Genomic DNA, 18,971 nt, shown 5'->3' with positions numbered 1-18,971 from the left:
GTCGTCCTGACGGTGACGGCGGGCGCGTTGATGGAACGGGAGTACGCCTACGCCGAGCGCACCACCTGCATTCTTGGCCGGGCGCCTGACTGCTCGCCCGTACTGCCGGACGACGCTGACCACCGCACTGTCTCCCGGCATCACTGCCTGGTGGACATCAACCCTCCGGACATCCGGATTCGCGACTTCGGGAGCCTGAACGGCACCTACGTCAACGGAGTCAAGATCGGTCAGCGGCAGGCGGGTCAGACCCCAGAGGAAGCGGCAGCGACACCCTTCTCCGAGCACGACCTCACCCACGGTGATAAAATCAAGCTCGGGAACACCGTGTTCGCCGTGGCCATTCGGCTGCGCTGTGACGACTGCGGGCGATCGATGCTGGTGGAGGCCAGCGCGAACGGTTACAAGGCCGGCGGGAAGGACCAGTGCCGGGCCTGCCGTGCGGTGCCGTCCGGCGCCGGACCGGAACAGCCGTCCGTGGGGCCGACGCCGGAGGACGGCTCGCGCTGTGCCGGCTGTGGCCGTGAGCTGCACGGCGATCAGCGCGGCGGCGGACTGTGCGAGTCGTGCCACTCCACCGATCTGGTGGAATTCGCCCGGTTCCTACTCCGCAAGGTCAGCGAGGGCGACCGTGCGCCGACCGCGACGTACACGCTCGTGCGCGAGCTCGGCCGCGGCGGGATGGGCGCCGTCTTCCTCGCACGAAACGACGTCACCGGCAAGTCCGTGGCCCTGAAGATGATGCTGCCCAGGGTCGCCTCCCGTCCCGACGCGCGGGCACGGTTCATGCGTGAGATCGACCTGAGCCGTGCCCTCCGGCACCGGAACATCGCCTCGTTGTACGACGCCGGAAGCGTGCGCGGCGCCTTCTACTTCACCGTCGAGTACTGCCCTGGAGGCAGTGTCGACAAGCTGGTGGCGCGCCGCGGCGGCAAGCTCGCGGTCGACGAGGCGGTGTCGCTTGCGCTGCAGGCGCTCGATGGGCTGGACCACGCGCATGGTCTGAAGGTGGTGCACCGCGACCTCAGCCCACAGAACATCCTGCTGACCGGAGAGAGGTCGCCGGTGGCGAAGATCTGCGACTTCGGCCTCGCGAAGGCCTTCGACGAGGCGGGCCTCAGCGGTCTGACCCGTACCGGCGCCGCCGCGGGCAAACCCTGGTTCATGCCACGCCAGCAGGTCCTGAACTTCAAGCACGCGAAGCCTGACGTCGACGTGTGGGCGCTCGCGGCCAGCCTCTACTGGATGCTTACCGGTGCCCTTCCTCGCGACTTCCCGGTCCGCCGCGACCCTTGGCACGTGGTACTCCAGACCGAGGCGGTGCCGATCCGGCAGCGCAACCCCGCCATTCCGACCGCGTTGGCGGACGTGATCGACCATGCTCTACGGGACCAGCCCGCGATCGGCTTCCAGTCGGCGGTAGAACTCCGACAGGCGCTGGAGCAGGCCCTGCCACCAGGCTGAACGCGCCTACGGCCGCCGCGTCACCACGAGGCGCCGCTGGCATGCCAAGCAAGGCGCACCTTTTTGCACCGGGCGGCGTGTGTTGTAGTGCCGCGTGTACTCGGCCAGAACGGTGCGTAGGAACTGCCGCCATGTCGTGTTCTCGGTCGCGAGCCGTTCGATGAGGGTCGCGGTCTCCGTGCTGACCGGTGGCCGTATGCCCTGCTGCGGCGCACCGCCAGCGCATGGTCGACATCTACCGCGGACGGGAGCCGTCAGGGGTACCCGATAGGGAGTAGTGCGCACGAGCCGTAAAGCATGCGACTATTCGGATATATCGGGCAGTCTGGAGGTGTCGGTGCCCACCACCCGCTACTTCGACAGGGCCGGCCAGCTGGTGAGCAGGCCGGCGTGGGAGACGTTGTCCGGCCGGTGCGGTTACGGCCACGTCGCGTTGGATGCGGTGGTGGTGGCGGGGACCGGCGTGCAGGTCCACACCTTCTGGACCGGGATGACCAGCGACGACACGGGTAGCCACGGCCGACCGTTGATCTTCCGGACCATGGTGCACGGGTTGCGACGTGGACTGCTGACCTGGGGCTGGACCGACGTGCGCGCGGCGGCGGCCGGTCATACCGCCGTGCTGAGCTGGGTCCTCGGCGACGGGCCCATCCCCATGCCCCAACCCTCACCCCGATCTGCGGGTACCGTTCTCCCCGTTCGGCCTGTGCCTCCCTGCGATGCCCCGCGGGAGGATGCGGGGATCGCCGGGCAGGTGACGAACCGACACGGCATTCTGAAACAGAGAAGATGCGAATCGTGACGATCCCGTCGTAGGGGTTGTGGCCACTGGACAGGCCGGGGGTGAGGCCGACGTGGCGCGGTCTGCTGATGCGGACGGTCCGGACGACGATCGGCCGGGTCGAGGACAGTCAGGCGGTCGTCTCACGAAGGCTGGTCAGGTGGCGGTGTTCGTCGATTTCGAGAACCTGGTGCTCGGCGCCGGCCGAGGATTGCCCGGTCAGGCCGCCGACCCGCTGCCAGCGCCGGCGCTGACCTGGACAACTACGCCACCCACAAGACCCCGGCGGTGAAGAACTGGCTGCTGCGCCACTCGCGGTTCCACCTGCACCGCACCCCGACCTCTGCGTCCCGGATGAACCTGGTCGAACGCTGGTTCGCCGAACTGACCGACCGCAAACTCCGCCGCTCCACGCACCGCTTCGTCGTCGAGCTCGAAGCCGACATCCGCCGGTGGATCAGCGTGGGGAACAAGGACCCGAAACCGTTCATCTGGACGAAGACCGCCGACGAGATCCTGACCACCCTCGCCGCCTACTGCCGGCGAATTAACGACTCAGGACGCCAGGGCGCGTATTTGGTTGTGATCAAGGGTGGTGCGCGTGAGCTCCTTGATCCAGATCATCGATCTGGATCATTGAGGTGCGGAGGTGGAGGCCTGCGAGGTAGCTGCCTGGGGTCTTGTCATAACGGGTGGCGATGCCTCGCCAGGCCTTCAGCTTGTTGATCAGACGTTCCGCGGTGTTCCGTTCCTTGTAGAGGTCGGCGTAGAGGTCGGCGTCGTGGCTGACAGGGCGCCCGCCCCTGACGAACCTGGGTACCCGGCCTGTGGGCCAGGTCCTCAGTGTGTCGAGGAGTCGGCACAGTACCGGCGTCTCGTCGCGTGAGCGCCAGGCGGCGAGCGAGATGATGTGTGGCCCGCCGTCGGCCATCGCAAGGTAGCGGACGTCCGCGGCGCGCAGCACCCGGGTGGAGGCAGGCACCAGCGCGACAGCCAGGCCGGCGGCGACCAAGTCGATGGTCCGCCGGCACCGCTACGACGAACGGCTCGTCGGCGATCTCGGCTACGGCGACGTCGTCCCGGTCGCCGAACGGACCGATCCGGGCGGCGAAGGCAAGATCGATGATGCCGGAGCGCAGCAGGTCAGACGGGTCGCCGGGCGGCAGCTCCCGCAGGCTGAGCTCGACCTGCGGATGGCCTCGCTGGTAGGCGGCCAGCACCGGTAGGAACGCCTGCGACGAGGCGGTGGGCGCGTCGCCGACCCGGAGCCGGCCGATCTCGCCCCGGTGGGCTCGTCGCGCCGCCGCCACTGCCGCCTCAGCCTGAGCCAGGGTCCGTCGTGCCTCGGGGAGGAAGGCCCGCCCGGCGTCGTTGAGCGCCGTGCCGCCGGGCCCCCGGACCAGCAAGGTGGCGCCGACGGCCGACTCCAACTGCTTGATCTGCTGGGACAGCGCAGGCTGGGCCACGTGCAGCCGCTCTGCCGCGCGGGTGAAATGCAGTTCCTCGGCCACCGCGACAAAGGCCCGTAGATGGCGAAGCTCGATGTTCACGTGCACCTCCAACATCGAGTGTTCACAGGCGACGACCGTGGAGCGCCGTTCATTCCTCCTGCTTATGACATGGGCAGATCCTAGTCTTGGACGATATCGGTCCGCTGCTCCTACGTTGACGCCATGACGCATAGCGGCAAGGACCAGATCGAGCCGGGAACCTACGAGGGTCGGCGTGCAGGCGGCGTTAGCGGGGGACTGGTGGGCAAGGTCGCGCTGGTGACCGGCGGAAACCGCGACATCGGCGCCGCCGTCGTCACCCGGCTGGCGGCGGAAGGCGCCGACGTGGCCCTGACCTATCTCAGGGCCTATGACCAGGCGCGGGACGTCGCGAACGGGATCAAGGCAGCCGCGCGCGGCCTGATCATCCAGGCCGACAGTGCTGACCCGGCGGCCGTGGTGGCCGCCGTCGAGCAGACCGTGGCCGAGTTCGGTCGGCTCGACATCCTGGTGAACAACGCGGGGGTCTTCCCCACGGCCCGATCGAGGAGGTGACGGTAACCGAGTTCGATCGGACCTTGGCCGTCCACGCGCGAGCGGCGTTCTTCTCCGCGCAGGCCGCCGTGCCGCACATGCGGGACGGCGGACGCATCATCAGCATCGGGACGTGCCTGGTGGAGCGGGTACCAGCCGCCGGCATGACCCTCTTCGCCATGAGCAAGTCGGCCCTGGTCGGCCTCACCAAGGGACTCGCGCGTGACCTGGGCGGTCGAGGGATCACCGTCAACCTCGTCCACCCGGGTCCGGTCGACACCGTCACGAACCCCGCAGACAGTCCCCCGGCGGCGGGCAACCGGGCGGCGACCGCGTTGGGCAGGTACGGCACCGGCGCGGATGTCGCCGCCACCGTCGCCCACCTCGCGGGCGAGGGCGGGCGATGGATCACCGGGGCGCAGTTTGCCGTCGACGGCGGCTACACCGCCTAGTACTGAGTCATTTTCGACTCAGTACTAGCGCGGAGCGGAAGGGCTGGCAGGTGGCGTGGACGGGCAGGCAGTCCGGCCGCGCTCAGCGCGTCGACGGCCAGGCGGGCGGTGGTGGACTTGCCCAGAAACATCCGTCGCGGCCACTAGGAGCTCGGCGTGGAGGGCGCGCGCGGCTGCGGGTGTCGGCTGCCTTCGCCGAATTCGCCTGGGCGGTCTGATCAGCCGCTCGGTGGGCATGCCATGCCGTGACTGCGCGCAACGCGACAGCCCCGTCACCCACGGAAAAGCCGGCAGCGCGCATCAGGGCACCACCCGGCGGACTACGATGTTTGAAGTTCGCGCCGCGAGCGGCGGACGCCACGGGGGAAACAACCATCATGTCGCACGGCACTATGGGCGGACCACCGCGCTCTACGAACCGGTCTCGCGGAAGGTCCCTGAGCGAGCGTGCGACGGGGGACTTTCCGAACCGGCAAGAGCGGACCGACCGGCAAGAGCGGACCGACGCCCGTTCACGGCATGCGTCGCAGGGTTCATCGGCGGCGCCCCATCGCCGCTCACCGACGGTGCCGAGCTTCCGGACATGGCCGCGGCGACGGCCCCAGGACACGAGCCGGATACGGCCCCGCCGGCAGCCCGGCCGGGTGGGGCACCTGACCGTGACCCGAGTGCTCGTCGTGGAGGGTGCGGTCCTCCTGCTCGTTTTCTTTTTCCTCCACCCGTCGTTGATCCGGCTGGCCGGAGCCTCGCTCGGCATCGGTGGGGCCACCGCGGCCTGCTGGCGACGCCATGGCCAGTGGTGGACAGACGCTCTGGTCCGTGGCCACGACCTGCGTCGCCGGGCGACGAGCGGCCGGCTGGCCACGAACGATCCGAGGCTGCGAGCCCTGCACCAGATTGTTCCGGACCTGGCGATCGAGCCGGTGACGATGCCCGACGGCGCGTCGATCGGAGTCTGCCGCGACGGCGGCGGCTGGTTCGCTGTTGCCGCGATCACTCCCGACCCGGGTGGGACCGGCAGCGGCGGCGTCGGGCTGCCCCTCGCCGAGCTCACCACGCTCCTGACCGAGGCAGGACTGCCAGGGCTCGGGATGCAGCTCGTGATCCGCGCCGAGCAGTCCCTGCCCGGCGCGGTCGGACCAGGTCACCTCGCGGGCGCGTCCTACCAGGAGCTCATGGAACGGATCGGCGACGTCGTCCCGGCTTCCACCGACATGTGGTTGGCAGTGCGGGTGGAAGCAGCCGCCATGACCCTGACCGGAGTGGATCCCGGCAACGCGGAGAGTGACCTCCCCCGGGCGCTTGCCACCACGATGCGTCGCGCGTGCCGAATCCTGAACCGGGCGGGCTCGCCCTGCGTCCCGCTCGACGAGCAGGGCGTGCTCGAAACGCTCGGACGGTGCCTGGATCTCCCGGCCGACGCGGCCGACGCACCCGACGCGGCCGGCGCACCCGACGAGGCCGGCGCACCCCACGAGGCCGGCGGCGCCGAGGCGGCGCCCGGTCGGCTGCCGAGGCCGACCGACGGACCGGGCCGGGAAGACGGGCCAGGCGAGCGGTGGTGGGCTTGGTCGTCCGCGAAGCTCACGCACGCGTCCTTCTGGCTGGAGGACTGGCCGGAACCGGAGGATGTCGGTCCGCTGCTCGATCTGCTGCTGCGGACAGCGGCCGCGGTGGTGCATCTCGCGCTGACCATCCGCCCCCGGCCCGACGGTACGGACCTGCGCTGCCTCGTCCGGATCTCCGCCATCCCGCGCCTGCTCGGCCCCGCCCATGACGAGCTGCTGCGCGGTGCCGAGTCGTTCGGCTGCCGGCTGCGCCGGCTCGACGGGGAACAGGCGGTCGCCGCTTACGCGACCGCGCCGACGGGCGGTCCAGCGTGACCGACTCCGCGGAGACGTCCGACGCCGACGGGCCTACCCCCACCGGTGGCGATTCGGGCAACGCCGGCCAGCCCGATGCCACCGGCGGCTGGCTGCCCACGGTCAACCAGCCCCTGCCGGGGCCGGACGCATCCGCTCCCCCCTCGCCCGCCCGGCCCGCCGCCGGCGCCCGCTCCACCGATCCGCCCGACCAGCGGCATCCGCGCCGTCCGGATACCGCGAGCCCGCCCCCAGGCCGAGCTGTAGCTTCCGGTACCGCCTTTTCCGTCAGGCGGATCCCGCCAGCCACCGACCAGGCCGCGCCGACGGTCCCGCCCTCGGACAGCGCCCACGGCGTGGGTGAGCACACGGCGGAGCGCTCCCCGACGGAACGCGCGCGCCGGTTCGACCCCACCACGCCGTCCGCCCGCCTGGTCTGGCCCAGCCCGCCCACCCCCCGGCCGCCAGGCCCCCACCCCCCGACAACGGACGGGGCTCGTGAGCGCCCGGGACAGGTCGCACCGCGCGACCCGTCGACCACCACGCGGCCCGCGCCGCGCCGTCGGACCGCACGGGTGCGGCCCCTTCCGGCGCTGCGGATCGGGCACCATGTCACCGCGCCGGAGACGGTGCGTGCCATCACGCTGCCGTCGCTCGGCGCCGGGCTGCTGCTCGGCTACGACGAGGACAGCCGGCCGGTCAGCACCCGGCTGTTCCGGCCGACCGGCACCGAGATGCTGCTCGTCGGCGGCCTGTGGATCACCCGCCTGCTCGCGCTGCGGGTGCTGGCGCTGGGCGCCCGGATCGTCATCCACACCGATCGGCCGGAGATCTGGCTCGGCTTCGGGCCCTGGTCCACCGGCCGGCAGGACCGGTTCACCGTCGTCCCGTCGGTGGGCACGCCGTCCGCCGTGGCCGCCACCGCCGCGGTCACCACATCGGCATCCGCCGCGGCGCCGGTCCTGGTTCTGTATGACGGAGGCCAGCCGCCCGGCGCCGCACCGCCCGGCGCCGGAATGCCCGGAGCGCCCGGTAGCGGCCGCGACCGTGGGGATCCGACGGCGCCAGGGGCGTGGCAGACCCGGCTACGGGTGTTGCCGGACCTCGGACCGAGGTCCGCGTCGGCGCTCTCAGCGGCAGACCTCGTCGTGCTACAGCGGATCAGTCGGGCCGAGGCGGCCGTCGCGTGCGCCGCGCTCCACCTGCCGGAACACACCGAAGCTGCCCTCCCGGAACTCAACGACGAGATGTTGCTGCTGCATACGGCCAGTGCCGGCAGGTGGCTGTGGAGCGCCCCCACGAGCGTCGAGCAGCGCCATTTCGGCCCGTCGAGCCGGTCGTGGGACGGGAGTCCACCGGATCGCCGGTGACCGCCCACGGTCCGGCGGCGATCTCCTAACGATCCGCAGGGTCGTCCGACGAGCCGTCGGCGCGTCTGCCGGCCCGGGTGCGCTCGACCGGGCCCGGCGGCGCGAATCCGCGCCGATCGCGCGGACCGTCGGCCTCGACCATCCCTCGACCATACGGAGAACCGATCCCGGACTGAACCTCGGAGACCGGGCGGCCCGCTGGCCTGTCCGCGCCTCCCCAGCGCGGTGCGGCGCTCCCGGGCGTCGACCGGGGCGGCACCGTGTCGGCCGGCCGGGGCGGCGTCCAACCCGGTCCCACCGGTCCGGCCGGTCTCACCGGTGCGGCCGGTCTCACCGGTTCGGCCGGTCGGGGTGGCGTCGCCGATCCCACCCGCGTCCGCGACCCACCCGGTCGGGCGAGGCCACCCGGTCGGGCGAGGCCAGGCGGTCCGGCGGTGTCCCGCGGCACCACTGGTCCAGACACCGAGGGCCGGCCCAGCAACGGCGGCGGCAGGAAACCGGAGCGATCGACCGGGCGGGACGGTCCAGAGCCGGGTGGCCAGGCGGCACCGGTCGGCTCGAAGGGCAAGCCGGCAGTCCGCGGGTTCGGGTTCGGGTTCGGCCCGGCCGATGCCACGCCTCGGGGAAGCAGTCCGGGGGGTGGCAGGGGTGGGCCGGGAGGGATGGACGGTGCCGCAGGTCGGCCGTCCGGGCTTCTGGTGACGCCGTTACTCACAGGCCGCAGTGGTGGCGCCGGTGGCATCGACGGCATTGCACCGCGCGGTAGTCCACCCGGGGGTAGAGCGCCCGAGGACGACGCCAGCGGGACCTCAGGGGAAGGCGGCGGGGCGAGGCCAGGCCCGACCCGGCCGAGCGGCGGCGCCGGGACACCTCGCGCGTCGGGTGCCGCACGCGGCAGCCCGGGCGGTGTCGCGTCAGCGAGTGGACCGGTCCGCGCAGGCGGCGGCCCAAGCGCGGCAGGCGGCGCTGCCAGGGGCCGCGGCGCGGCGGCCGACAGCCCCCCGGATGCGGGGGTGCCGCGAGCCCAGGCGGTGCCGCGAGCCCAAGCGGAGCCATGAGGCCAGGCGGAGCCATGAAGCCAAGCGGAGCCGCGAGCCCAGGCGGTGCCGCGAGCCCAGGCGGTGCCGCGAGCCCAAGCGGAGCCATGAGGTCAGGCGGAGCGGCGAGGCCAGGCGGAGCGGCGGGCTCAGGCGGTCGCGTCGAGGGCAGTGCCGGCATCGGCGGGCGCGGCTGGTCGGCGATTCCGTCCAGCGGTGCCTCATACACCCCGGCGACGCCCAGCCGCAGCTCGAGCTCGGCGTCCTGGTAGCCCGTGGCCAGCCCCCACTCGATGAGCTGCGCCCGGTGCTGGAACCTGCCCGCCACATCTCGAAGGCCGTTCAGATAGGTCTCGCCGAGATCTTCCGTCCACACGGCGATGGTCGGCGTCGGGATGTACTCCTTCCCGCCCTTCAGACCGTCGATGTCGGCCGCGCCGTGCTCCTTGAGGAAATCGCTCTTGTAGAGGCGCGCCGCGGCCAGGTACTCCTCCCACAGCACACGCATCTCGTTCTGCTTTTTCTCGATCACGCCGGCTACCAGTTCCAGGCTCCTGATATTGCGCTGGGCCGCCTCGATCCAGTCGTCCAGGGACTTCAGCGCCGCTCCCGGCCCGGTGGGCAGAAACTCGGTGGCCCCCGGTGAGCGCCAGTGTGCGCGCACCTTGTCCGTGTGGTCCTTGAGCTGCCCGGCGGCGGATTCCAGCGCCGTGTACGCCGTCCGCCAGTAGTCGGCGATGCCACGGACCGCGGACGCGTTCTGACTCATCACCCTCGGGTAGATCAGCTCGATGTCGTCGTGCTTTGCTCCCTTGGCCTTCTTCCATTTTTTCGGGTCCGGATCCGGCTCGTACGTGGGGACGTAGGAGCCGGTCGACGGCTCGTTGGTGAGCGGGTACGACTCCGGGTCCACCGGGCAGGCGTTCGCCGGTACGGAGCCTCTCGCCGACGTGTAGCCGTAGTACGGCTCGTCAACGGACATGGTCAGGGCCTGCGGGCGTTGTCGAGGCCCAGTTGCTGGACCGCGTCCTGCACCGGCCCGGCCGGATCGGGCGGCGGGGTGGCCGGCTGCGCGGCCGGAGCCGGCAGCTCGCGGGTCGTCGTCTGACCGCCGGAGGTGATCTCGATCCGCACGGAGCCATCGGCCGCCGTGCTGGTCGTCGTGATCACCCCGCCCTCGATCACTGTCTCGACCCTGCTGCGGTCCGCGCGGGTCAGCACCCTCTCGGTCTTCTCCGCGACCGGCTGGCCGTCTGGTCCGCGCACCGTGGTGACGGTGGTGTACACGGTGTCGCGGCCGTCCTGCGACGGCGCGGAGGTATCGACCCGGGTGATGACCGAGCCGTCCGCGTAGACGGCTTCGTGGTAGCCGTCGCTGCCGTACTGGTTGGTCGGATGGGTGGGATCTCGCTGCGCGTCCACCATGGACTCCTCGCGTTGCTGGCGCAGCGTCTGGGTTGCGATGGACGGATCCAGGCCGGGCGGGCGGGTGGTGGCGTCCGGCCGGGCGAACGCGAAGCCGACGAGGTTCATGCTCTCGGCGGACCGCGTGTCGGTCGCCCGGTAGGCATCCGCGCACAGCTGGGCGGCGTTCGCTATCACCTGGACGCCCAGTCCGACGTCGCGGAGGAACTGCTGGAACCGGTCGACGTTGCCGGTCACCGCATCCGCGATCATCGCTCCCTCGGGAAAGGCGCCCGCGTCGCTGTCCCTGCCCCGGAACGCGTCGAACGTCGCCGGCATGATCCGCGCCAGGGCCGCCTGGACATCCAGCACCGGGTTCGTCATGAGCAGCGGCAGTTCCGCCGCGTAGTGGGAGATCTCCGCCGGGTCGGCACGCAGCTCGTCGCTCATGTGTCCTCCGGAGGCGTCGTGGGCGGCTGGCCGGACGGCTGCCGCCCGACCGGGGACCCCGGCTCGGGCAGCCAGCTGAGTTGGACGAGTTCACTGGTCCCGCGCCGATCCACCAGCAGGCCCCGGCCCCTGGGCAGACGCCGTGGCCTGACCTCGAACAGCGGACCCTCCTCGGCCGGGCAGGACAGCAGGATCGCCGGCGACCCGCAGTTGCGCAGGGCGGAGATGACGTGGTCGAGGAGCGCACGCCCCGCGCCCCGCGCCGCGCGGGCCACGACGACGTGCAGGCCGATCTCCTGGCCGTCCGGCAGGTACGGGATCAGCGCGGCGAGCGGGTTGGCCATCGCCATCGAGATCCGCTCGTAGTCGTCGACGAGCACGAACATCCGCGGCGGTCGCCGCTGCCCGGCCCCGCCGGCCCCGCCCACCGGCGCGCGCTGGATGGCCTTGCTGCGCCTGGACATGACCTCGACGACGCCGACCATCAGGTCCGTGAGGTCCTGCGCGGTGGCCGCGTGGCCCTCGCCCTCGCACAGGTACTCGTCCGGCACGACCCCGCGCAGGCCCCGGCCGACCGTGATGATCTGTGCTTCGTCCGGCGGGTAACGGCACATGATCGACCGGGCGAGCGCGCGCAGGAACGCCGTCTTGCCGCTTTCCACGTCGCCGAACAGCAGGCAGTGCGGGTCGGCGTCGATGTCGAGGGTGACCTCGCGCAGGTCGCTCTCGGCCATCCCGACGGGCAGCCGGGAGCGGTGCGCCGGCACCGCGACCGCGGGCGGGTCGACGTAGGGCAGGACCTGCGGCAGCATCCGCACGCGCGGCGCCGGCGGCCGGGTGCTGTAGTGGCCGATGGCCTCGACCAGCATCGCCACGCCGGCATCCAGGGTCGCCGGGTCGCGATCTCCGTCGATACGCGGCAGTGCCCCGTGGAAGTGCAGACCGGCCGGGGTGATGCCGCGTCCGGGCGACCGCTCGGGGATGTTGAACGAAGCGCGGCGGTTGAGGGTGTCGGCGGCACCGTCGAGACGCAGCTCGAGCTTCTCTCCGAACATGTCCTGCTGGCGGAGGTCCATCCACCGACTGGCCGTGACGATCAGGTGGATGCCGTAGCCGAGCCCGCGGCCGGCGAACTCGGCGACGACCGGTTCCAGGTCCGCGAACTCCGTGCGCAGGGTGGCCCACCCGTCGACGACCAGGAACACGTCGCCGAACGGGTCATCGGTGATCTCGCCGTCGCGGCGCATCTGCCGGTAGGCGCCGAACCCGACCCGCCGGCCCACGAAGCGCCGCTCCCGGTCGAGCAGCACGGCACGCACCTCGGCGACGGTGCGCCGCACCCGGTCCGGGTCGCCGCGCGACGCCACCCCGCCGACGTGCGGCAGGTCGGCCAGCGTCGTCAGCGTGCCGTCGCTGAAGTCCAGGCAGTAGAACTGGGCCTCGGCCGGCGTGTGGCACAGCGCCAGGCTGGCGATGACGGAGCGGACGAGGGTGGACCGGCCGCTGCGCTGGCCGCCGACGATCGCCAGGTTGCCATTGCCGGCGTCCCCGGACAGGTCGATCCGCAGCGGGTCCTGCGTGCGTTCGCGTGGCCGGTCGACGTGCCCGACGACGGCGGTGAGCGCCCCCCAGGTGGAGCCGGCCGAGGTGGTCAGACCGCGATCCGGATCGACGATCAGCCGGGGAAGCAGCTGGTCGAGGGTGGGTGGTACGCCCAGCGGGGGCAGCCAGATCCGCTGGGCCGGCGTCCCCTGGTCGGCGAGCCGGCCGACCAGGATGTCCAGCAGCGTCTCCGCGCCGTCACCGGCCGCCTCTGCGGGGAGGTCGTCCCCGGCCGCCACGCTGCCGTCGGACAGCGCGCGGTCCCGCACCGCCCCACGGTCCCCGACCGGCTGGAGGTGCCGGGTGCCCCACGGGTCGTCGCCGTCGTCGTCGGCGGAGTCGTCCGCGACCGATGGCGCCTGGTAGTCCGTGCCGTAACCGACCACCAGGTCGCCCGGCGCGGTCGCGCCACCGGCCAGACCCGTCGCGCCCGCGCCCGTCAGAGCGGAGACGTAGGCGGACCGGAAGCGGACCAGCTCGTCGGTGCCGACCTTCAGGTAGCCCAGGCCGGGCACCCCACGCGGCAGTCGGTAGGCGTCGTCGACGCCGAGCACCGCGCGGCTTTCCATGGACGAGTTCGTCCGCAGCGCGATCCGGTAGTCCAGAAACGTGTCGAGGCCGCGCAGCCGCCCCTCGTCCAGCCGCTGCGAGGCGAGCAGCAGGTGCACCCCCAGCGCCCGGCCGATCCGGGCGATCTGGAGGAACATGTCGAGGAAGTCCGGGCGGGCCTGCAGCAGTTCCTTGAACTCGTCGCAGATGACGAGCAGGCTCGGCAGCGGCTCGAGCCGCGCGCCGAGCAACCGGGCCCGCTCGTACTCGTGCTGCGAGTCGAAGGCGAACTGCTTGAGCAGCTCCTGGCGGCGCAGCAACTCCCCTTCGAGCACGTCCTTCATGCGATCCACCAGCGGCCGCGCATCCCGCAGGTTGGTGATCACGGCGCTGGTGTGCGGCAGTCGGTCAAGCTTCGCGAACGTCAGGCCACCCTTGAAGTCCACCAGCACGAAATTGAGGGTCTCCGGGTCGTGCGTCACGGCCAGCGAGAGCACGAGAGTGCGCAGCATCTCGCTCTTGCCGGACCCGTGGTCCCCGATCAGCAGGCCGTGCGGCCCCATTCCCTTCAGCGCCGATTCCTTGAGGTCGAGTTCGATCCGCCGGCCCTGCCCGCCGACCCCGAGTGGTACCCGCAGCCGGTCCCGGCTCGACCGTCGGCGCCAGGTGTGCGCCGGGTCGAAGGCCCGCGGGTCGCCGAGTTCGAGCAGCTCGGTCAGGCCCATGTCGCGGGCCATCGGCTCGCCCTCCTGGGCATCGGCCGACAGCCGCAGCGGCGCGAGCTGGCGGGCCAGCGCCTCCATCTCCACCAGGCTGAGGCTGTCCGCGACGCCCAGCTCGCCGGCGTTGTCGAGTTCGCGTCCGGCGATGCGACCGCCGTCGTCCACGGTCAGCGCGAAACCGCCCTCGTCCAGCACCCGGGGCGGCGTGACCAGCAGGTGGACGACGGTGACGCCGGCGAGCCCGCCCGCCGTGGTGAGGTGGTCGGCGCCCAGATCGTCCGCGCCGTCGACCACCACCACCAGGTGCGGTCCACCGGGGCGCACCGTGTTCGGGTCGAACCGCGGGCGCGTCGGCAGCAGGTCGTCCAGCAGCGCCTCCAGCAGGTGCAGGGACGGTGTGATCAGCCGGACCGGTCCGGCGCGGTCCCGCTTGCGCGGGTGGAACGCGTGCGGCAGCCACTTCGCCCACTGCCACCACTCGCGGTGCTCGTCGGCGGCGCACACCGCGATCAGCAGGTCATCCGGCGCGTGGAACACCGCGAGCTGGGCCAGCATCGCCCTGACCAGCGCGCGGACCCGGTCGGGCGGACCGTCCACGAACAGGTGCGCCTGCGTCAGCAGCGGCAACAACTTCGGCAGCTCGTCAACCGACCGATACGCGCGTTCGAAACCGACCAGAGCCTGCGCACACACGGTCTCCAGCTCGTCCCAGTGCCGCAGCGGCGGCATCCTCAGCTCGGTGTGCAGCGGGTACGAACCGATCCCGAACCGGACCACGGCGAAGTCGGCATCCGTCGGCCGGCGCTCCCACAACCGGGCGCTCGCGGCTGTCGACCACAGCGAGTCAGGCGGTGGATGGGCGTGGTGGTAGGCGGCGCGCTGCTCGCGGACGATGGCCCTGACCTGCTCGCGGGTCCGGCTCAGCCGGCGCATGTACCCGCGGCGGACCTCCATCAGCTCGCGCTTGCCGCGCCCGCCGGTGCCATGGGCGAACTGGACGGCGATCATCCCGAGCATCGACAGACCGAACAGCCCACCTGCGAGCCAGCCGAGCGCGCCACCGCGCCCGTTGCTCCACATCATCGCCATGGCGCCGCCGCCGGCCATCATCGGCAGGAACATGAGCACGCGGGTCCAGCTCGTCGTGCCGACCGCCGGCACCGTGGGCGGTTCTTCCAGCTCCACCGGGCCGTCCACCGGCAGGGCGGGAGCCGGCTGGCGCGTATACCGCCTGATCACGGTCGTAGTCACAGTGAAACCACGTTGGCGAGAACCCCCGAGCCCCTCCGGTCCGCCGGATTCCGGTGCGACCGCGAGTAAACCGTGGGCCGGATTCTACCGCCGGCCGCGCTGGCCGGATGTCGGAATCGAACTGGCCGCGTCGCGTCGGGTGCTACCGTCTGGGCGGGGGAGAGCCGCACGAAGACCGTACTTCCCCGTTTGCCTCGGCTGCTACGGGGGGGCTTTGAGAGCGCCGGTCGGAATAGGATTGACGCGGGTCACCGTCGAGGCACCCGGAAGCCGGATCGATGTGGCGCTGCCCGATGCGGTCGCCGTCGCCTTCCTTCTTCCCGACCTGTTGCGCCGGGCTGGAGCCCATCTCGCCGACGACGGGGAGCGGCACGGCGGTTGGGTGCTGCACCGGGCGACCGGCCAGCGGGTGCGCACGCAGGAGAGCCTCGGCGCCCAGGAGGTGCGCGACGGCGAGGTGCTCTACCTGGTACCGGGCCGGACGGACTGGCCGGAGCCCGAGTACGACGACATCGTCGACGTCGTCGTGGCGGGCGCCCGGCAGGCGGGCGCCGCCTGGGACGCGTCGGCGACCCGTCGGTGCGCGTTCGCGGCGGCGACCGTCGCGGCGGCGCTGGGCGCACTGGGTCTGACCTTCGCGGGTGGACCACGATGGCTGCTCGGCCTGGTCGGTCTCGCCTTCGCGTTCGCCGGGATCGCCGCCGCGACGGCACTCGTGCGCGCCAACGGCGATCTCGACGCGGCCGCGGCGGTGGCCGGCAGCGGGTTGCCGTTCGCGTTCGTCGGCGGCGCCCTGCTCACCGCGCCGCGTTACCAGAGCGGCCTGATCGACCTCGAGTCCCGCCAGGTGCTCCTCGGCTCCGCGGCGCTGGTGGTGTCCGCGCTGGCCGGCCAGCTGGGAGTGGGCGCCCGGACCAGGGTGTTCGCCGCCGGCGCCGGCGCCGGCCTGCTCGGCGTCGTCGCCGGCGTCGTCGGCCTCCTGCCGCTTGCGGAGGACCTCCCCGAGCTCGGCCTGCCGCAGATCGCCGGGATCGTCTGGACGGTCGCGGTCGCGCTGATCCCGGGCTGCCCGTTCGTCGCGATGCGGCTCGGCCGGGTGCCGGTGCCGTCGCCGCCGCGGCGCGAGCAGGACGCGCGGGCACCCCACCCGAGCCTCGACCAGCGGGTCATGTTCGACGCGGTGATCCGGACCGCCGAGATCCGCACCGGACTGCTGATCGCGATCTCCGTGGTCTGCGTGGTCTGCGCGTGGGCGCTGGTGCTGGCGTCGCCGCCACGCACGTCGACGATCCTGCTGACGCTGGTCGGCTCGCTCGCGCTGCTGCTGCACGCGCGGCAGTTCCCGACCGTGCGGGAACGGCTGAGCCTGCTCGCCGGCGGCGGTGTCGGGCTGGTCCTGCTTGCGGTCGCTCCGGTGTTCGCCCGCGTCGGCGAACCGGATTCGCGGCCGCTTCCGGCCGTCGTCCCGCTGCTGGCCGCCGCGGTCTGCGTGGCGGCGTTCACCGCGGGGCTGCTCTTCACCCGGCGGGAACCCTCACCCCATCTGGGCCGGATCGGCGACCTCGCGGACATCGCCGTGATCGTGGTCCTCCTGCCGCTGGCCTGCGGCGTCGCGGGCCTTTTCGACTACGTCCAGCACGTCCAGCCCTGACCAGGAGCGCGGCGGGGACGGGGAAGCCGGCGAGGACGAGGCGGGACGGGGACAGCGACCATGGCGACGCGACGCGATCAGCTCCACTCGCACCAGTTCCAGGTCCAGCGGGTCGTCTCGGCGCTGGTGATGCGGGAGCGCGACCCGGCCGACCCACCGCTGCGCCGCGGGCGCGGCGCCGTGCTCGCCGCGGTGATGGTGGCCATTCTGATCGCGGTCGGCTCCTTCGGCTACGGGATCTGGAAGGGCAGCGAGAACGCGGCCCTGCGGGGGAACGAGATCCTGCTGGAACGCGAGACCGGCGCACTGTTCGTGTACCGCGACGGGGTGCTGTCACCGGTGCCGAACTACGCCTCCGCGCGCCTGCTCCTCGGGGCCGGAGCACCGCTGCGCGCGCTGTCCCGCGAGACGCTCGCCGTGGTGGTCTCGGCGGACACCCGGCAACCGCCCCGGCGGGGACCCTCGCTGGGGATTGCCGGTGCGCCGGGCTCGCTGCCACCAGCGCGGGAGGTCGCGGGCGGGCCCTGGACGATCTGCGCGACGACCCCGACCACGGAACGACCCAGCGTGTCGATTCTCCAGATCGGCCAGGCGCGATCGGAACCGGCGCTGTCCGCCGACGCGGCGCTCCTGGTACGGGACAGGACGCAGGGCACTGTGTACCTGGTCGCCGGCGGCCACCGGTTCCCGATCGTCAACAGTGTCGTCCGCGACCTCTTCCCCCGGGCCTCTCCGGTCACGGTGGATCATGCCTGGATCGAGGGCCTGACCGAGGGAGAGCGCATACCTCCTGTGGTCGACTACTTCGGTGTGCGGTTTCCCGGAACCGACCGCAGTGTCGGTGATCTGCTGAGCACTCAGGGTCAATATCAGATCCTGTTGGAGAACGGCGCCTACCCGCTCGGCCGTCTACAGCTCGCCGCCTATCGGGAATACCTCGCGAAAGGCGGTCACCATATCGGCGAGGAGAATGACGTTCCGAACATATCCGGGCGTTTCGGCAGGTCGTCATACGCCGCGGGGCTGGCGCGAGCTCCGGACGGCATTCCGTCGGTCGTCCCGGCGGGCAAGGGCGTCTGCGCCGAATACGGCGGGCCGGACGACCCGCCGACGATCCGGGTCGCGGCGGATCTGCCCGCGGATCTCGGCGTCGCGACCGGCACCGGGGGCACGAGCGGGGTGGACCGCGTCGCGTTCACGGCCGGCGGGATCGCCGTCGTCGCGTCGGACGGGGCCGCGCCCGCCTCCGGCATGCCGACGCCGAGTACGCCCGAGCCGTCGAACGCCTCGGAGTTCACGCTGGTGACGGAGGCCGGGACCCGCTTCCGGGTGCCGTCGGTCCAGGATCTGGAAAGACTCGGCTACCCCCCGAAACGCTCCGTGCGAGTACCGGGCAGCCTGCTCGCACTGCTCCCGGAAGGGCCGGTACTCAGCGCGGACGACGCCGCCCGCGCTCACGACACGGCGGGCACGGACCGCGCGCGTGCGGGTCTCCCGCCGAGCAGAGGTTCCTGACCGCGCCCGGACGGGGCGGGAAAGCGCCCTGGAAACAGCCGTCTTCCCCACACCCACCGACCCGTGGTGAGATCATGAGTCACCGGAAACTGTACGTCCCGTCACAGAACTGAGGGAGGAAGCGTGGCGACCTCGCTGACGCCGCTGATGCTCGCCGGTGCCGCGCACAAGGCACGGGATGTCGGCGCGGGTATCGGCGGTCAGCTCGCGAATCTGCGCACCACCATCGAGACGCAGGTCGGCGTCTCGCTGCGGGGCGGTGCGGGCACGTCGTTGACGGCCGTGTCCGTGCAGCTCGACGAACAGCTGCGGCGGCTGCTCAGCGCGCTGAACACGATGGCCGACAACGTCGACGCCACCCGACGGGATCTCGGCGCGACCGACGCGGAATCCGCCCGCGCCATCAACCAGGTCCTCGGCCAGACCTCACCCCTCACCGCCGCCGTCATCCGATCACTCGGTTGACCCGGACGGCACGGAGTTCCTCGGAAGGGAGCGTGACCTGGCATGGTCAACGACGCGGATGACCTCATCTACAACTACGACGGCATCGACACGGTCGCCGCCGCGATCGCGGCCTTCGTGCGGCAGATGGACGAGAACCTGCGCGAAGTGGACGGGGCGTTCAAGGATCTGCTCGCCAACGGCTGGACGGGCGCGGGCGCCGATGCGTTCCATCAGGAGAGCACGCAATGGCACGCCGCCGCCGATGAGATCGCGACGACGCTCGGGCTGCTCGGCACGGCGGTCGGCAACGCCGGGCTCGACATGCGCGCGGCGGACGGTCGCGCCGCCGGGCGGTTCTTCCCTTCGGGCGGCTGATCGCGCGCGGCGGGC

Annotated in this window: 12 protein-coding genes and 4 pseudogenes; 11 read left to right on the top strand and 5 right to left on the bottom strand. The window is 72.0% G+C overall.

Annotated elements, in window-relative coordinates; genetic code table 11:
* The first annotated feature begins 12 nt into the window (after positions 1-12).
* The 4 genes and pseudogenes from FRAQA3DRAFT_RS10600 to FRAQA3DRAFT_RS37065 form a co-directional block, all read left to right on the top strand.
* Positions 13-1,464: a protein kinase gene (locus FRAQA3DRAFT_RS10600; RefSeq protein ID WP_198287067.1), complete on the top strand. Its 1,452-nt coding sequence runs from the start codon at positions 13-15 to the stop codon at positions 1,462-1,464.
* Positions 1,465-1,801: 337 nt separating this feature from the next.
* Complete coding sequence (locus FRAQA3DRAFT_RS10595; RefSeq protein WP_009739050.1) at positions 1,802-2,266, top strand: hypothetical protein; 465 nt, start codon at positions 1,802-1,804, stop codon at positions 2,264-2,266.
* Between the two features lie 139 nt (positions 2,267-2,405).
* A complete protein-coding gene (locus tag FRAQA3DRAFT_RS38055; protein WP_255347007.1) occupies positions 2,406-2,537 on the top strand; it encodes a hypothetical protein in 132 nt (43 codons plus the stop codon).
* Positions 2,501-2,806 (top strand): annotated as a pseudogene (locus tag FRAQA3DRAFT_RS37065) (IS630 family transposase); the annotation flags it as partial. The gene FRAQA3DRAFT_RS38055 and the pseudogene FRAQA3DRAFT_RS37065, both read left to right, overlap by 37 nt.
* A gap of 25 nt (positions 2,807-2,831) precedes the next feature.
* Here FRAQA3DRAFT_RS37065 and FRAQA3DRAFT_RS34870 read toward each other — a convergent pair.
* Together FRAQA3DRAFT_RS34870 and FRAQA3DRAFT_RS38670 are read right to left on the bottom strand one after the other, a co-directional pair.
* Positions 2,832-3,053, bottom strand: a pseudogene (locus FRAQA3DRAFT_RS34870) (hypothetical protein); the annotation flags it as partial.
* Positions 3,054-3,300: 247 nt separating this feature from the next.
* Positions 3,301-3,810 (bottom strand): annotated as a pseudogene (locus FRAQA3DRAFT_RS38670) (LysR family transcriptional regulator); the annotation flags it as partial.
* Positions 3,811-3,993: 183 nt separating this feature from the next.
* On the opposite strand from FRAQA3DRAFT_RS38670, the pseudogene FRAQA3DRAFT_RS38665 reads away from it, so the two are divergent.
* The 3 genes and pseudogenes from FRAQA3DRAFT_RS38665 to FRAQA3DRAFT_RS34855 all read left to right on the top strand — a co-directional run bounded on the left by FRAQA3DRAFT_RS38665 (position 3,994) and on the right by FRAQA3DRAFT_RS34855 (position 7,953).
* Positions 3,994-4,721 (top strand): annotated as a pseudogene (locus FRAQA3DRAFT_RS38665) (SDR family NAD(P)-dependent oxidoreductase).
* 644 nt (positions 4,722-5,365) lie between these two features.
* Positions 5,366-6,604 (top strand): hypothetical protein, encoded by a 1,239-nt coding sequence (locus tag FRAQA3DRAFT_RS10565; protein ID WP_009739048.1) that lies wholly within the window; start codon positions 5,366-5,368, stop codon positions 6,602-6,604.
* Positions 6,605-7,158: 554 nt separating this feature from the next.
* Positions 7,159-7,953 carry a hypothetical protein gene (locus tag FRAQA3DRAFT_RS34855; RefSeq protein ID WP_083873570.1) on the top strand — a complete coding sequence of 265 codons (795 nt, stop codon included), beginning with the start codon at positions 7,159-7,161 and terminating at the stop codon, positions 7,951-7,953.
* Between the two features lie 711 nt (positions 7,954-8,664).
* Here the strand turns inward: FRAQA3DRAFT_RS34855 and FRAQA3DRAFT_RS31460 are convergent.
* Genes FRAQA3DRAFT_RS31460 through eccCa form a run of 3 tightly spaced genes read right to left on the bottom strand, consistent with a single transcriptional unit; the run spans position 8,665 to position 14,968 of the window.
* Positions 8,665-9,972 (bottom strand): hypothetical protein, encoded by a 1,308-nt coding sequence (locus FRAQA3DRAFT_RS31460; RefSeq protein WP_009739046.1) that lies wholly within the window; start codon positions 9,970-9,972, stop codon positions 8,665-8,667.
* Positions 9,973-9,974: 2 nt separating this feature from the next.
* Entirely contained in the window at positions 9,975-10,844 is an 870-nt protein-coding gene (locus FRAQA3DRAFT_RS10550; protein WP_009739045.1) for a hypothetical protein, read from the bottom strand.
* Positions 10,841-14,968, bottom strand: coding sequence for a type VII secretion protein EccCa (gene eccCa / locus FRAQA3DRAFT_RS10545; RefSeq protein WP_051054258.1), 4,128 nt, complete (start codon positions 14,966-14,968; stop codon positions 10,841-10,843). The genes FRAQA3DRAFT_RS10550 and eccCa overlap by 4 nt, the downstream gene beginning before the upstream one ends.
* Before the next feature lie 238 nt (positions 14,969-15,206).
* Here eccCa and eccD point away from each other — a divergent pair, with 238 nt between their 5' ends.
* The 4 genes from eccD (at position 15,207) to FRAQA3DRAFT_RS10525 (ending at position 18,956) form a co-directional block, all read left to right on the top strand.
* Positions 15,207-16,619 carry a type VII secretion integral membrane protein EccD gene (gene eccD / locus FRAQA3DRAFT_RS10540; RefSeq protein ID WP_051054256.1) on the top strand — a complete coding sequence of 471 codons (1,413 nt, stop codon included), beginning with the start codon at positions 15,207-15,209 and terminating at the stop codon, positions 16,617-16,619.
* Positions 16,620-16,679: 60 nt separating this feature from the next.
* Positions 16,680-18,134: a type VII secretion protein EccB gene (gene eccB, locus FRAQA3DRAFT_RS10535; RefSeq protein ID WP_009739042.1), complete on the top strand. Its 1,455-nt coding sequence runs from the start codon at positions 16,680-16,682 to the stop codon at positions 18,132-18,134.
* A 123-nt stretch (positions 18,135-18,257) separates the two neighbouring features.
* Complete coding sequence (locus FRAQA3DRAFT_RS10530; RefSeq protein ID WP_009739041.1) at positions 18,258-18,599, top strand: hypothetical protein; 342 nt, start codon at positions 18,258-18,260, stop codon at positions 18,597-18,599.
* 42 nt (positions 18,600-18,641) lie between these two features.
* Positions 18,642-18,956: a WXG100 family type VII secretion target gene (locus tag FRAQA3DRAFT_RS10525; RefSeq protein WP_009739040.1), complete on the top strand. Its 315-nt coding sequence runs from the start codon at positions 18,642-18,644 to the stop codon at positions 18,954-18,956.
* The last annotated feature ends 15 nt before the right edge of the window (positions 18,957-18,971 follow it).

It is taken from the genome of Frankia sp. QA3, from assembly GCF_000262465.1.
Lineage (GTDB): Bacteria > Actinomycetota > Actinomycetes > Frankiales > Frankiaceae > Frankia.
Note: the sequence above shows the minus strand (reverse complement) of the source record. Positions and strands in the feature narration are given on the sequence as shown.